The 14,358-nt window shown below is 43.7% G+C and carries 10 protein-coding genes; 1 reads left to right on the top strand and 9 read right to left on the bottom strand.

All coding sequences use genetic code 11. The features are described 5' to 3' along the window. Positions 1–76: 76 nt before the first annotated feature. The 3 genes from ACYX4W_RS19820 to ACYX4W_RS19810 all read right to left on the bottom strand — a co-directional run bounded on the left by ACYX4W_RS19820 (position 77) and on the right by ACYX4W_RS19810 (position 5,374). Complete coding sequence (locus ACYX4W_RS19820; RefSeq protein WP_476074311.1) at positions 77–1,813, bottom strand: AMP-binding protein; 1,737 nt, start codon at positions 1,811–1,813, stop codon at positions 77–79. A 356-nt stretch (positions 1,814–2,169) separates the two neighbouring features. Beyond that, the gene (locus ACYX4W_RS19815) at positions 2,170–2,748 is read right to left on the bottom strand and encodes an EF-hand domain-containing protein (RefSeq protein WP_476055797.1); all 579 of its coding nucleotides are present in this window, start codon (positions 2,746–2,748) and stop codon (positions 2,170–2,172) included. A gap of 256 nt (positions 2,749–3,004) precedes the next feature. Continuing rightward, complete coding sequence (locus ACYX4W_RS19810; protein WP_476074310.1) at positions 3,005–5,374, bottom strand: DNA polymerase II; 2,370 nt, start codon at positions 5,372–5,374, stop codon at positions 3,005–3,007. Between the two features lie 445 nt (positions 5,375–5,819). Here ACYX4W_RS19810 and ACYX4W_RS19805 point away from each other — a divergent pair, with 445 nt between their 5' ends. Next, entirely contained in the window at positions 5,820–6,851 is a 1,032-nt protein-coding gene (locus ACYX4W_RS19805; protein WP_476075507.1) for an MBL fold metallo-hydrolase, read from the top strand. Here ACYX4W_RS19805 and ACYX4W_RS19800 read toward each other — a convergent pair. The 6 genes from ACYX4W_RS19800 to ACYX4W_RS19775 form a co-directional block, all read right to left on the bottom strand. Beyond that, positions 6,848–8,125 carry a sensor histidine kinase gene (locus ACYX4W_RS19800; protein ID WP_476074309.1) on the bottom strand — a complete coding sequence of 426 codons (1,278 nt, stop codon included), beginning with the start codon at positions 8,123–8,125 and terminating at the stop codon, positions 6,848–6,850. The two genes, ACYX4W_RS19805 and ACYX4W_RS19800, sit on opposite strands and share 4 nt — an antisense overlap. Beyond that, the gene (locus tag ACYX4W_RS19795) at positions 8,125–8,709 is read right to left on the bottom strand and encodes a chemotaxis protein CheX (protein WP_474804879.1); all 585 of its coding nucleotides are present in this window, start codon (positions 8,707–8,709) and stop codon (positions 8,125–8,127) included. Before ACYX4W_RS19795 ends, ACYX4W_RS19800 begins: the two co-directional genes overlap by 1 nt. Next, positions 8,706–9,071 carry a response regulator gene (locus tag ACYX4W_RS19790; RefSeq protein WP_476074308.1) on the bottom strand — a complete coding sequence of 122 codons (366 nt, stop codon included), beginning with the start codon at positions 9,069–9,071 and terminating at the stop codon, positions 8,706–8,708. The genes ACYX4W_RS19795 and ACYX4W_RS19790 overlap by 4 nt, the downstream gene beginning before the upstream one ends. A gap of 253 nt (positions 9,072–9,324) precedes the next feature. Then, on the bottom strand, positions 9,325–10,503 hold the full coding sequence (locus ACYX4W_RS19785; protein ID WP_476074307.1) for a pyridoxal phosphate-dependent aminotransferase: 1,179 nt from the start codon (positions 10,501–10,503) through the stop codon (positions 9,325–9,327). A 19-nt stretch (positions 10,504–10,522) separates the two neighbouring features. Next, complete coding sequence (locus tag ACYX4W_RS19780; RefSeq protein WP_476074306.1) at positions 10,523–11,344, bottom strand: sulfite exporter TauE/SafE family protein; 822 nt, start codon at positions 11,342–11,344, stop codon at positions 10,523–10,525. A 116-nt stretch (positions 11,345–11,460) separates the two neighbouring features. Further along, positions 11,461–14,055: a TonB-dependent receptor plug domain-containing protein gene (locus ACYX4W_RS19775; RefSeq protein ID WP_476074305.1), complete on the bottom strand. Its 2,595-nt coding sequence runs from the start codon at positions 14,053–14,055 to the stop codon at positions 11,461–11,463. Between the last annotated feature and the right edge of the window lie 303 nt (positions 14,056–14,358).

Here is a 14,358-nt window from a genome sequence, read left to right as displayed (position 1 = left end):
CTGAAGCAAAGAAAAATAATGGGGTCAGAGTCACGACACTGACCCTCAACTCTGACCCCATTTATTTGCCGTAGGTTTACGCCTCGGTTTGTAGGGCTTGTTTCTTCAGAGTTTCTATCATGTGTTCACGCATTTTAAACTTCTGTAGCTTGCCTGTTACTGTCATTGGGTACTCTTTTACTACACTGATGTATTTAGGTACTTTAAAGTAGGCAAGTTTCGATTTTAAGTAGTCTCGTATTTGCTCTTCATCTACATGCCTATTGTCTTTTGCTTTTATCCAAAGGCACACTTGTTCGCCATATTTGTTATCGGGTATTCCAAATACAGCAGCGTCAGATACATCGTCATGTTGGTACAGCACCTCTTCGATTTCTCGTGGATAAATATTCTCGCCCCCACGAATGATCATGTCTTTTATTCTGCCTACAATAGTGACATAGCCTTCTTCGTCCATTTCGCCAAGATCGCCAGAATGAAGCCAACCTTCGTCGTCTATGGTAGCTCTAGTTTTAGCTTCATCTCCCCAGTAACCTTTCATTACGCAATAGCCTCTTGCACAAATCTCACCTGGCTCTCCGATTGGAACAGTACTGCCTTGTGCGTCGATAATTTTTACTTCCGTATGAGGCATAGCTCGGCCGACTGTTTTAACCTGTTTTTCAAATGGTGAATCAATATCGGTAATATGATTGATAGGGCTGCACTCTGTTTGACCGTAACCTATAACGACTTCCGTCATATGAAATTCACTATGGACTTTACGCATTAGTTCCTCAGGACATGTACTTCCCGCCATAACGCCAGTTCTCAAGCTCGATAAATCGAAGCTTCCAAAGTTGGGAAGCTCAAGCTCGGCGATGAACATGGTAGGCACGCCGTGCAAGCCTGTACACTTTTCTTCTTCTACTGTGCGAAGCGTTTGTTCAGGGTCAAAAGACTCCCCAGGAAATACTGCGCATGCACCAGATGCTAAACAGACTAAGTTGCCCAACACCATACCGAAACAATGATAGAGTGGTACGGGAATACAAAGCTTGTCTTGGTGCGTAAATCTCATTGCTTCTGATACTAATAAACCATTATTTAAAATATTACGATGAGTGAGTGTTGCGCCTTTCGGGTTACCAGTCGTACCTGAGGTGAATTGGATGTTGATGTTATCATCAGCATTTAGCGTTCTTTCTATGTCTTTTAACTGCGATTTTAAAGCTTCAGTAGGCTCTACTTGCAGTTTTGAAAATGCCTGTAAGCCGTCTACAGACGTTTCACCGATAGTATATACGTGTTTAAGAGAGGGTAGCTTCGAAAGCGATAGCGCCGCGTACGTTTGACTCTGTTCGTCAGAATCTAGTTCCGGGGCTAATTCCTTCAAAATGGCGATGTAGTTTGAGTGTTTAAAAGACTGTGCCATCACCAAGTGCTTTACCCCGACATTGTTAATAGCAAAGGCTAATTCATCTGGGCGGTAAGCGGGGTTAAGACATACCATGACCGCGCCAATTCTTGCCGTGGCCATTTGTACAAGTGACCACTCGATGTTATTGGGGGACCATATCCCAACTCGATCACCTGGCTCTACGCCATGGGCAAGTAAACCACAAGCCACACGTTCTACTTCACGCCAGTATTGCTGATAGGTCCAGTGAATACTTTGATGTTTTACGATGATCGCTGGGTTATCGCCATAATTGTCGACAACCTTTTTGAAGTATTGACCTATTGTGAGTGATGTCAGTTCAGCATCACAAGGACCGCTAAACTCACTTTTTTGAAGTGGAAATACAGTGTTTGACTGTGTATTTGATTCCATTATTTCTTGCCTCCATGCGCGTACGCATATGATTTAAATGTAATTTTAGATAATCGCTATCATGATTTTGAAATCGAAGTACACAATAGCGACCTTTGCGCTAATTACAGAATGCGCGATTGAGTAAACAAAATATTTAACCTTTATTAACAATATGGTTGCAAATGCGTTTTGTCGACAAGATGTTGGTCGTATACGGTGCTGTTCAACGAAAAATATTAGCGTTTCGTCGCAGGCTATTTATTAGGGGGCGAACTGGTGAGTTTCGTGGGGTGTAATGTTTAAAGGAAAATAGAAAAGCCCCGCACTTTAAGCGGGGCTACATAGTTGGGAATACTATGAATTATTTAGTTTAACTATTCTGATTCAATCTCTTCAAAATAGGTACGGTATTCCATACGAGTTATGTACGAATCACCATCTTCATCCATTGAGTCAAAGTCGCCTTCAACGTCGGCCATTTCTAGCTCCTTCTCACTGATTTTACCATCGCTATCCTTGTCGATTTTAGTGAACTTAGTATTGGCCGTTGCAGACATCTCAGTGCGCAACTCTTTATTCTTTTCTGAAATCATTTCATTATCAGCTTTAGAAAAAAGTGCTGGATTGCCTTCTTCGGTTAGTACAGCGTCTGTTGTACCTTCAGCTTTAACCTGCGTGATAACCTCATCGCTGAACATCGATGGTTTTTCATCGACAAATGAATTAAACTCTGCGCGGCTAACCATACTGTCTCCGTCAGTATCCATTTTAGATACTAACTTGCTGTCGATTGTACCTGACGATTCTGAACCGACTATGTAGCCATTACCGTCTTGATCGAGCGCATTAAAGCTCTTAGAAATTTTTTCTTCATGATGGCCTGCGAATGCTGACGCAGAAAGTGTAGCGGCAACAACGGCACTAGTAATCATACTTAACTTTGTGATCTTCATAATCAAATTCCTTCTGTTTCTCTTTGCGAACACGGGCTATCAATTGCCCTAATCACTAAATTGAACGCATGTTGATTGAAGTTAATTCCTCAAACAAACCTATTTAGCTACTCACAAATATCTTATTCACTTGTCGTGCCAACGAGTTAAGTTATTGAAAATGTGTGTAATTGCTTAAGGTGGGAATAGATTTAGAGTGTAATTTTTTTGTTAATTTGTCACGAATCCTGAAAGATCTTCATACAGGTAAACATAATTAAAATAAGGAAAGCTGAGCGTTAGCTATGCGCTCAAAATTAAGGGATATCAATGGCAATATACTATCAGCAATAGGCTTTATCTGTTTCTCTATATAGTGGTCATAGTCAAGCGGCGCAGAGATTGTTTCTACTGTTTGCGGCCCTTGAACGGTAATTACATAGGCTATGGAAGTATTAGATTGGTAGCGAAGTGGTAAGCCCTGTTCTTCGAATAATTTGTCGGCCCGTCTCGCCGCTTTAACGTGAGGAGGAAGAGATTTTACATACGAAGAAAGTGGTTTTCTGAGTCGCTTTTTATACACCAACTTGTCATCCATCTTTCCCGCTTTTATTGCGTTTAGCGTTTTATTGATGTACTGCTTTACAGGTTCATTGGTAAAGACTCTTTTGTATAGTTCGTATTGGAACTCTTTAGCAAGCGGTGTCCAATCCGAACGCACGTTCTCTAGACCTTTAAAGATAAGCACACCGTCTTTCATCCCTGCGTAGCGTTTTTTACTACCTTCAGAAGAGCCACGAATTGTTGGCATAAAGAAGGTAGAAAAGTGAGATTCGAACTCAATCTCCAAATGGCAATCAATATTGAATTGACGCTTAAGTAACTCAGTCCACTTCTCATTGATAATTTTGGCAAGCTCGCGACCTGTTTCAGAAGGTGTACCTAGTGCAGTATTTCCTTCAACATGCACAAAGGTTGAATCGGTATCACCGTAGATAACTGTATAGCCCAATTCTTCAATCCAACTCGCGGTGGTTTGCATGATCTCATGCCCACGCAATGTAATTGAACTCGCAAGACGAGGATCGTAAAAAGGACAGCCTCCGCTACCAAGTACTCCATAGAAAGAGTTCATTAATATTTTAATGGCTTGAGAGCGTGGTGCGTCTTTCTGTTTTTTGGCTTCGTCGCGCTGAAGCCATAGGTTTTCGATAATTGAAGGTAGAAAATGTGATTCGCGGCTAAATACTGCGCCTTTAAACCCCTCTATTGCCGTATTAGGAGACTTAAGTCCTTCTGCAAGCCCTAACGGGTCGATTTTAAATGTGCGAATAATGGAAGGGTAAAGGCTCTTAAAATCGAGGACTAAAACATCCTTATATAAACCTGGTTGCGAACGCATTACATAACCGCCCGGACTAGCTAAACCGCCATTTTCTGGCCTCACTCCAGCGACATAAGACTTGCGGTGTAGCTTAGGTAAATAAACGTTTAAAAACGCCGCTACCGAGCCTCCTGGGCGGCTCATATCTAAGCCGGTAAGAATGCTCCGTAATGCCAGAAAATCAATAAACTGGGTTTTATCCTGAATGCGGTTTACTAGTTCGGTGTCTTTAAAGTTGTAGTTCGCGAGTGCAACAGGATCGCTATGATAAAGATGTTTTATCGCTTCAAGTTTGTCGGCAGCTTGAATAAGCTTATTTTCACGAAGCAGTTCTTCGGAAACATGGTCAAGAGAGAAGGACTCAAACTGATAGGTCATGGTTTTAAGTGCTTCAATACCATCAATCACGCATCGGCCAGGTACATCAACAAGTGTTTGGTCTTCCCACTGTCTTACTGAAGCCTCTCGGCCATGGCGGCCAATAGCATACTTGAGCGAATTTGCCTTAGCACGGCGGCCCAGCACAGCCATATCAAACTGCTTAACGTTCCAACCCAAAATAATGTCTGGGTCGTGGGAGGTTAGGTGTGAAAAAAAAGCTTCTAGCAGTTCTTTTTCAGACTCGACCGTAACAAGCGTGTATGGACTGTCTTCTTGCTCCTGTAATGTCTGACCAATAAAACTCGGTGGACAAACAAGCAGCACTACACTTTTTCCGTCGCCTGCCAGTGCAATGCTGAACAGCTCTTCGTGTTCATTACACTCAATATCTATACTTAATGACGTAAAAGTAGTTCTGAAATGGCAGGGTCTAATTTGCGCATTTTCTATAACAAGTTGTGACGTATCATCGACAACTTGTGGGGTAACGAACTCCACTGCGCCATACACAAAGCGCTCCATTAGATAGCGATCGGCCACGCGAATATCAGCTTCATACAATACAATACTTTGCTCTTGCGCGCGTTGGCGAAGCTGGTGCATATGCGATTCGGTGGCGGTCTTGACCGTAGCCACAGGAACTTGTTCTAGCGTGTGAAAACCATCTTCTGAAATTATGATCTTAACTGGCATACGAGCAGCAATGTCGCGCAATGCAGCAGATTGTTCGAGGGACACAAAGCAAGTGGGGTTCTGAGGTGACGATACTAATCTAGCGGTGTTATTGGCGGTTTTAACCCAGAGTTCAACATATACTTTGCCTCGCTGGGTAAACGTACTTTTGTTGAGTATGAACCCTTGCTGTATTACTGGGGCTGACATGAATTTGTTTTTACTAACCGCTTTTTAAAGGTGTCAATTTATTAGGAAAGCCCTAAGTGCGTGGGCGTTGATTGAATTTTTCTAACCATCTATAACCAGCATTTTACGTATTCAGTCAAAAGCGCAAAAGGTACAAAATACGTCGGCTATCAACTTCAACAACCACAGTATAGCGTTTGTTATCACCAAGTCCTATAGATCTCTATTCGACAGATATGTTTGTTTTTGTTAACGGAGCGAGTTAGAACGAGACTGGTACTAATTATCTTGCATGAGAACGAAGGTATCAGACCAATAAGATTATGCTGCGTTTACACACTAGCATTATCGACTTACGGTTTTATCAAAAAAGGCGGTCGTACCTAGGCTATTTTAGCAGCCATTGGAAACTGTGGAACGACTCAGTGAATATTAAAAGATGCAGGCTAGAAAAGGTGAGGGCGATATGGAGTATCTATACGACAAACAGGTAGAACCGGGTGAGCTAATTGAAGTAGCCGAAGATGTACTTTGGCTAACTATGCCCCTTCCATTTGAACTCGATCATATAAACCTGTACTTAATCCGCGGTGAAGGCGGCTGGGTAGTAATTGACACTGGCATTGGAACGTCTACTACCAAATCACTCTGGAAGCGTATATTTGAACAATTAGATGCACCAATTGTCGGTGTTATTGTTACGCACTTACATCCTGATCACGTAGGGTTAGCAGGTTGGATAGCTGATACATTTAACGTACCTTTTTATATGACCCAAACCGAGTATTTCACTGCGAGAGCCTTCGCAGCAGGCAGAAACGGCGCTACTAACGCAAGAGATGTTCTGTATTACCAACGGGTAGGGCTTGATGAATCAATGATTGCAAAGCTGACTTCTGGCGAGGGTAATGGTTACAGCAGTGTAGTCTCGCCACTTCCCATAAGCTATACCCGTTTAAAGCATGGCATGACATTATCGCTTGGCGATAATGAATGGGTAATTATGATTGGCCGCGGCCATTCTCCCGAACATGCCTGCCTTTACAATGAAAAGAAAAATATTCTTATATCTGGCGATCATATTCTACCGATCATCACACCCAATATCGGCGCCTATTCAACAGAGCCTGACGCCAACACCCTAGACGACTACCTGAACACCTTGCCCCAGTTTAAAAGCTTGCCGAAAAATACAACCGTGTTACCCGCACACAAACTTCCCTTTATTGGTCTTCACGAGCGGGTAGACTCGCTCATTGCACATCACCACGAACATCTTAAAGCCTTGTTAAAGGCTTGTGAGAAACCTCAAACGGTAGTCGAGCTGTTACCCGTTATGTTTAAGCGCAAGCTTTCAAGCCGTAACATGGTGTTCGCTGTGGCGGAGTGTTTATCTCACCTTAACTATTTAATAAATGAAGGGAGTATTTCGCGAACACTCAATGAGGAAGGTGTATTTATATTTAAGGGGTGCGAAGCGAGTAAACTAGCAAGCTAGGAATCACTGGTGGGCGCTGCTGGGGCTTTAGGTATGGTGATTTCTACAACAGTTCCTTTAGCCTCTTTACTGCTAATGGATATTTTACCTTGGTGTTGTTCTATGGCGGTGTAAGCCACAGAAAGGCCCAGACCTTGACCTTGCCCTTCAGGTTTGGTGGTAAAAAAAGGTTCGAACACGCGTTTTAAGTGTTTTGTTGGGATGCCACAGCCTGAGTCCAGTATTTTAATCGTTACTGATTGCGCGGCATCAATTACGGTGAGTTTAACAAAGCCCTTATCTTCTATCGCCTGCGCAGCATTTATCATTACGTTCATCAGGGCTTGTTTCAGTGGCCCTGGATTTCCCATAACCTCCACCTTTTCTTGCTCACATTCAATTTTATATTGGGGGGCGCTGTATTGAGCGGAAATGAGCGTGATGAGCTGATTACATATGGCACATATATCTACGGTTTGCATCCCTTCGGCAGTTTCTAGTGAGAAGTTTTTAAGGTTCTCGACAATATCTTTTACACGTGTAAGCCCTTCAGTAGACTCTGCAATTAGCTCGGTGATATCGTCTTTCAGTAGGTCATAGTGATTCGACTCAAATAAGGCATCTATTTGTTCCTTAAGCTCGTCATTAAAGAGCTCAATTTGCCCTTTAACACCGTCACATATGGCAAGAAGATGCGAAGCGTATTGACCTAGCGTATTGAGGTTAGCATTAACAAAGCCAATCGGATTGTTAATTTCATGAGCTATACCTGCTGCAAGCTGCCCCGTAGACGCCATCTTTTCAGCTTGAATAAGCTGGCTTTGGGCTGTATCGAGTTTGCGAATGAGCTTTCGCTGAGCTTCATGCTCTTTTTTTAGGGCTTCGGAAAGTTTTTGCTGGGCTCTGAAATAGCTCGCTTGGGCGGTTACATCTTGCAGGAATATACAGGCTAAACGCTGCCCGGTTTTCTTATCTTTAATGGGCAAAATTTCCATATTTTGGTACATCTGCGTCTCTTCGCCCGTTATAGGTCGAGAGCTTTTAAATGGAAATATATGCGGTCGTTGCTCCCAATAGCTAAAACTTGGGTGTTGTAGTACGAATACCGACTTTAGTCTGCGTTTGAGGAATTTGCCTTGCCCTTGAAATAACTCAATCACGGGCGTGTCTTTATAACAGTCGCGCATTTTATGAGGGAGGCGATCTAAAAAGAAGTCGTTGAGATAAACGACGTTAAAGCTTTCATCGACTACACCAATTCCGACAGGTAACTTACCTACCAGCTGTTCAAACATTATGCGAGTAACTCATCCAATGTGTTTTTCATGCGAGCAAGAGATTCATCGTCTAAACAAAACACAACGCGCATGCTAAATGAGGAAATTGCGATAATGAACTGGACTTCCATCACCAGGCTGTGCTGCCACTGAAGCTCATCAAAGTTCGCTTTATCGGGTAAAAACAACGTAGGCATATTTAAGTTGGTGGTAAGCTCTAACTGATCAGAAAGGCCAGCTAAACATGCACCCGCTAAGATATTGCAAAGCTCCAAAATGATTTCTTGAATATCTTCCTTACTTAACGGTTCGTCGTAATCCATTAAAGTAGCAACTTCACTTAAACCTGCTTGTGACAGCACGGACATGACTTCACCGTGCACATCGCCTAAGAAAGACTGACGGGTATAAAAGGCATCTTCGGTTTCAAATAAGAGGCTGTAGAGCTGAGTGGGCGTAACGGCTGAAATTTTGGGTATAGAAATGTCGATTTTCGTTTCAATAAGTTGAGCGAGCGAGTTCGCGGCTTGCCCCATCGAAATATTTAGCAGTTCTTGAAGGGCATCTCTTTGCTCTTCATCCAGTGGTAGTACGATACTCATAGATACCCCAGCTCAAACAGTGCCATGGCCAACTCTTCTTTATCTAAGGGCTTGCGAAGAAAACGCTTAGCGCCTAAAGACATCACAATCTTCTGCTTTTCAGGCTGAAAATCAGCACTTATCACAATAACGTTTGGCATGTTAGACCTTGCATGCAGATGTTCTAACACGCCAACCCCGTCTACTTCGGGCATGGTAAGATCTAAAAGAACAAGTGCAAATTCGTTTTCGCAGAGAGCATCTATTGCCTCTTGTCCGTTTGTTGCTTCAGTTATCTCGTATTCTAAATCTTGGGGAAGCGAACGTATAACACTACGCCTCGACAACTTGGAATCATCAGCAACTAGTACAGAAAGTGACATTTACAGCCTCCTTAAGCGGCATTTAACGCAATGCCTTTTTAGTAAAGTATGTGCAACTTTTACGTTACTGCAACAATACCGTTGAAAATTATTGCTACAGTTATACTTTACCTGTTTATTTACTAATTTCAGTATATGACAAAGGTGACTTTTGTGCGTATTAGACTTTTAGTTGAATTGGTAATGTGCGGGAAAAGAACGAGGTAAGAAACGGAAGAGGGCATGTGCTGATACAGATACATGCCCTGTGTATTTAGCCTTTTTGCATTGTTTGCATTTTTTCTAACGCAGCAGGCATTGCATCAACATAACGTTTAACGTCAGCTATTTTACCCATGCTTACACGAGACCAATTATTGTAAGTACGATAAATGCCTCGGATAAGTACGTCTTTTTCAGCCATAGCTTGTCGAAAATATTCGGCATTGCCATCGCCAAGATTAACAAAAATAAAGTTAGTACTAGAGGGAAGAGCTGTCAAACCGTTAGCCTTAACGGCATCCATTACCATAGATTTACCTTCATAAATTTTTTCTTTAGAGAACGCTAAAAAGGCGTCGTCATTATAGCTCGCTATTGCGGCAGCAAGGCCTGCTTGGTTCAATGTGTAGCCACCCATACCATAGCGATTAATCCATTCAGTATTTTCCTCAGAAGCAATAAGATAGCCTACTCGCATACCCGCTAAACCATAAATTTTCGAGAAGGTTCTTGCTACGATGACATTGTGGCCTGCTTTCACAAGTGGAATCATTGAGTGTTTTGGTGGCTCATCGATAAGTTCGTTATAGGCCTCATCAACTAAAACCAGTGTCTTTTTAGAGGCTTTGATACAAAACTCGCGAAGCTTATCTGGATCAAGCACTTTGCCCGTGGGATTATTAGGGTTACAGATATGTACCATACCGATAGAGTCATCAATAGCGGCATACATGGCGTCAAGGTCAATGTCGAGATCTGCTGTATTAGCAATTCTTACTATTTCAGGCGCACCTTGTTTCTCAGGTGCTTTTGACGTGGTGTCCCAAAAAAGATCCGGTCCAAGAATTTTCCCATTCTTACTGGCTGCCACGGCAGCGTAGGAAAGGATAGGGCTAGACCCTGCGCTTAGGGAAATATTCTTACGCGTTATGCCATGACGCTCAGCAATCATATCTAACAGGGTCATCGCGGCAGGATAAGCGTAATATGCACCGCCTTCAGCTGAGGCTTGAGCAATGGCGTCCAGCGCTTTCGGGCTAGGGCCAAATGGGTTTTCGTTAGCGTTTAGTTTCGCTACACCAGGTTTTGGACCATAAATGACTGATGCAGCTTCAGTCATTGCTGCACTTGTAGATTGAGCGCTAACTAGGCCGCTAAAACCTGTTGCACCTACGGCTGATGCTGCTACCGAGCCACCTAAAAATAAACGTCTTGAACGGTTATAACTCATAGATATTCTCCTTTTTATTTTAAATGGCTTTATAGAACATTGCGCTTGAAACAATGACGAGATAAATGCCAAACAATCGCTTTAGCTTTTTTTCACTAAAGTTATGCGCCATCTTCGCTCCGATAGGTGCAGTAAAAATTGCGCCTATGCTGATAGCGATGAGCGCTGGAATGTTGATGTAGCCAATAGTGCCAACAGGAAGAGAGGCTGTTTCTGGATGCTTCATAAATAGAAAGCCGATGGCGCCAGGAAGACCTATCAGGAAGCCTACGCCGGCAGCGGTAGCAACAGCTTGCTGAATAGTACGTTGGCACATCACCATCGTTATGACGGTTGGCGTGCCGCCTCCTATACCAAGTAACGCAGAGAAGCCGCCCAATACAAATGCTAATACCGCTTTGCCTATGCCCTTAGGCATATCGAAAACAAGGCCAGGGCGCACGACAAATTCAGGGAAAAGAAAATATAAAGAATAAAGCAGTACACCTGCAGCGAATACTACGGTTAAGCCATTCGCACTAGAGTTATTCGCTATTAATAGGCCTCCGCCAACACCAAGGATAAGCCAAATACTCCAAGACTTAAGGATGTCAAAATCTACGGCACCTTTGGCTCGATGCGCCATAACAGAACGCGCGCTAGATACGACAATTGATGCCAATGACGTGCCTATTGCAACTTTGACTAGTGATTCAGAAGGGGGAGTAAAGAAAGGGAAAACAGCGAGTAGGGCAGGAACAACAACAAAGCCTCCACCATTGCCGAATAGACCTGCGGTAATACCAGCAATGGCACCGGTTATACACAAGGTAACTACAAACCACAGTAGTTCTATTTCCATCAGTTTTCTACCCCACACAATACAGCTTTAAACATTGAATGACCTTTTAAGTTTTACTTATATACAGTTATTTAAAAACGCAAACACCGGCTTGCGCCGGTGTTTGTTAACCCGGGTTAGAAACGAGCAGCTAACCGTGTGTAATAGTACCCACCCTGCCAGTCGACTATCGATCCAGAGTCATACAGCTCGCCACAACAAGCGTCACCGTTAGTACTCAGGTCTGGGTAGTTATCAAATAGATTTCTGACACCCACTGAAAGCGTAAGGTTTTCGCTAATTAGGTAAGAGCCTTCGATATCAAACATAAATTCGTCGCCGAAGGTTTGAATGCTTGTTGGGTCCACACCATCATCGCTCCCCGCGTTTTCGTATTCGCCGAAATAGCTAAGGCGAGCTACCGCAGACCATACGTCGTAACTGTGAGTGACTGAGAACACACCGCGCATTTCAGGTCGGCTATTTTCAAAATCGAACTGATCTTCTGCATCCAGATATTCGCTGGGGTCAGAGTCGAACTCAGTTTTATTATAGTTAACCGAGCCGGTTAAAACGGTTGAGCCATACTTGGATTCCATCTTGTAGGTAGCTACGACATCCAAGCCTTCTGTTACAGTATCGAATGCGTTTTGGAAGAAGAAAACACCACCGATTGACTCAGCGCCCGACACGTTTGCTCCAGCAAGGGCTAAGTAATTCTGGTAAGCATCATAACCATCAGCATCTGGGTCGGTGACCACCGTTGTTGAGACATCACGTGTGGAAACAGAGTAAAGGCGGTCCTCTAATTTGATATTGTAATAGTCTACGGTAAGGGTTAAGTCACCATAATTAGCCGTCATACCTAACGTGAAGTTGGTCGACTTTTCAGGTGAAAGCTCTTCTGCACCAAGTGCCTGCGCAACTTCACCGCCTGCAGGGAATAAGCCTGTAGCTACAGGGAAGCCATCAGGTAAGCGAGTCGATACATTAGTGGTACCCTGCTGACCTGGGGTTGGCGCTCTGAAGCCTGTACCAAATGAAGATCTAAAGCCTACATCATCATTTAATTGATAGAACGCCGCGACTTTGTAAACTACCTCAGAGCCAAAGTCTGAATAGTCCTCATAGCGCAATGCTGCTTGGGCAAATAGCTCGTCAGTAATGTCTCCCGAAATGTCTGTGTACACCGCATAAGAATCACGTTCATATGAACCTGAATAGTCAGGTGAATAACCTGGGAATCCGTTAGAGCCAACGCCAACGACTGTATAAACAGCATCATCTGGGTCAGCACAATTTAATGTCGAGCCGTTTGCGATAACAGCTAGCCCTTCGGCGGTAGCGGTAGCTCCGTCACAGAAACCATACGGGTCAGAGGTAGCGTAAGGGCCTGCAAAATAAGAGCTTTCCTCTCCTTCAGATATTTCATAAGACTCATCTAGGTAGCTAGCGCCAAAAGCGAGTACGTACTCACTCAGGTCGTAGGTGAAATCAGCTTGAATTTGTGTTTCTTCGTTAGTTAAATCGCCGGGCTCAAACGATGTAGGCGACTCATTGCCCAGAGAAGGGTTAATGGTATTTGCTAGCGTGTAAGAAATTTCGTTGTTGCCGTAACGACCACTGATATCGTAAGTAAGATCACCCGACATGCCCTTTACGCCACCCACCATTGAATAATCAGTGACATCACCAAAGAAACGCGGTGTAAACCCGCCAGGGAAAAACTCTGTAGGATTCCAAATAGAACCGTCTTCAAGGCGGATATCTTCAATAGTCCCGTTGCCTGGATAGCGATAGTAAAAAGACCCGTCGCCTTCACTTTCAGAATAGTTACCAAAAGCGTATAACTCCGCTTCAGCGCTTAGTGCGTACCCCGCGTTGAAAAAGACGCGTTTACCGCTGGTATTAGGTTGCCCCCAAGGTTGTACTACGTCAGAACCATGCACACTGTTGGCCATGGCGGTAGCATCAGCGATGTATTCGGCTGACTGCTCGTCTACGCAAAACCATGGCTCACAATATTGTTCGCCTCTATAGGTTGCTTCACTATCTGAATATTCGGCTGAAATGCTGAAAAAGCCATCGTCACCAAGGGCGAAACCTTTGTTTCCTGTAACGGTAATCTGGTCGCCATCACCTTCAAAGTAGCTACCGTAATCGATGGTGAAAGAGCCGCCTTCGGTATTGTTTTTAAGTTGGAAGTTAATTACCCCCGCGATGGCATCCGAGCCATACTGAGCTGCGGCACCGTCTCGCAACACCTCAACACTTTGGATTGCTGCTGTAGGAATAGTTGCTATATCTGGACCTTGAGTACCAGAGCCACCGATTGAAACAAGCGCTGCTCTGTGACGGCGTTTTGAGTTCACCAAAACCAAAGTCTTGTCTGTAGGCATGCCTCGAAGCGTGGCAGGACGAATAAAGGTGCCGCCGTCTGAGATAGGCTGTCTGCCAACAGAGTAGGAAGGTACAAGGGTCATTAGAACGTTGTTCATGTCGGTAAACGCAACGGCTTCAACGTCTTCTGCGGTTAATACATCAACGGGAACGGGCGAACTTGTTACTGAGCGCGGCGCACCTCGAGCGCCAACAACGGCTATACGTTCTAAATCTTTAGCTTCTGTAGTTTCCTTGCTGGCTTCTTGCGCCTGTACGACCATTGAGGTAGTGAAAAGGGTTAATCCGGTAAGTGCGTAACGTACTGCAGTGTGGAGTTTCTTTTGATTCATTAGTGTTCCCAATCGTGCTTATTGCTACTTAATTTATGAATGCGGATTAATTGGATCTGCACTCTTTCTAGGCACGCACGAGCACCACATTGATGCATACACATCTTGTAATTGTTATTGTGTAACTCGTGTACAGGGACTAGGCTAAAAACTCTTTGCCGCTGGTGGAAGAAAGAAGAATATTCAGGGGTATAAGAAAAATATTGACCCCTTCGGAAACTCACGGTTTTCTTGATATTAGACTTAAGTAGCATCTAATGTGAGATTTTTTTAACCCGTCTGTGGGCGCTTTTATTTACATTT

The sequence above is a fragment of the Alteromonas sp. ABH4_454 genome (genome assembly GCF_056311775.1).
Note: the sequence above shows the minus strand (reverse complement) of the source record. Positions and strands in the feature narration are given on the sequence as shown.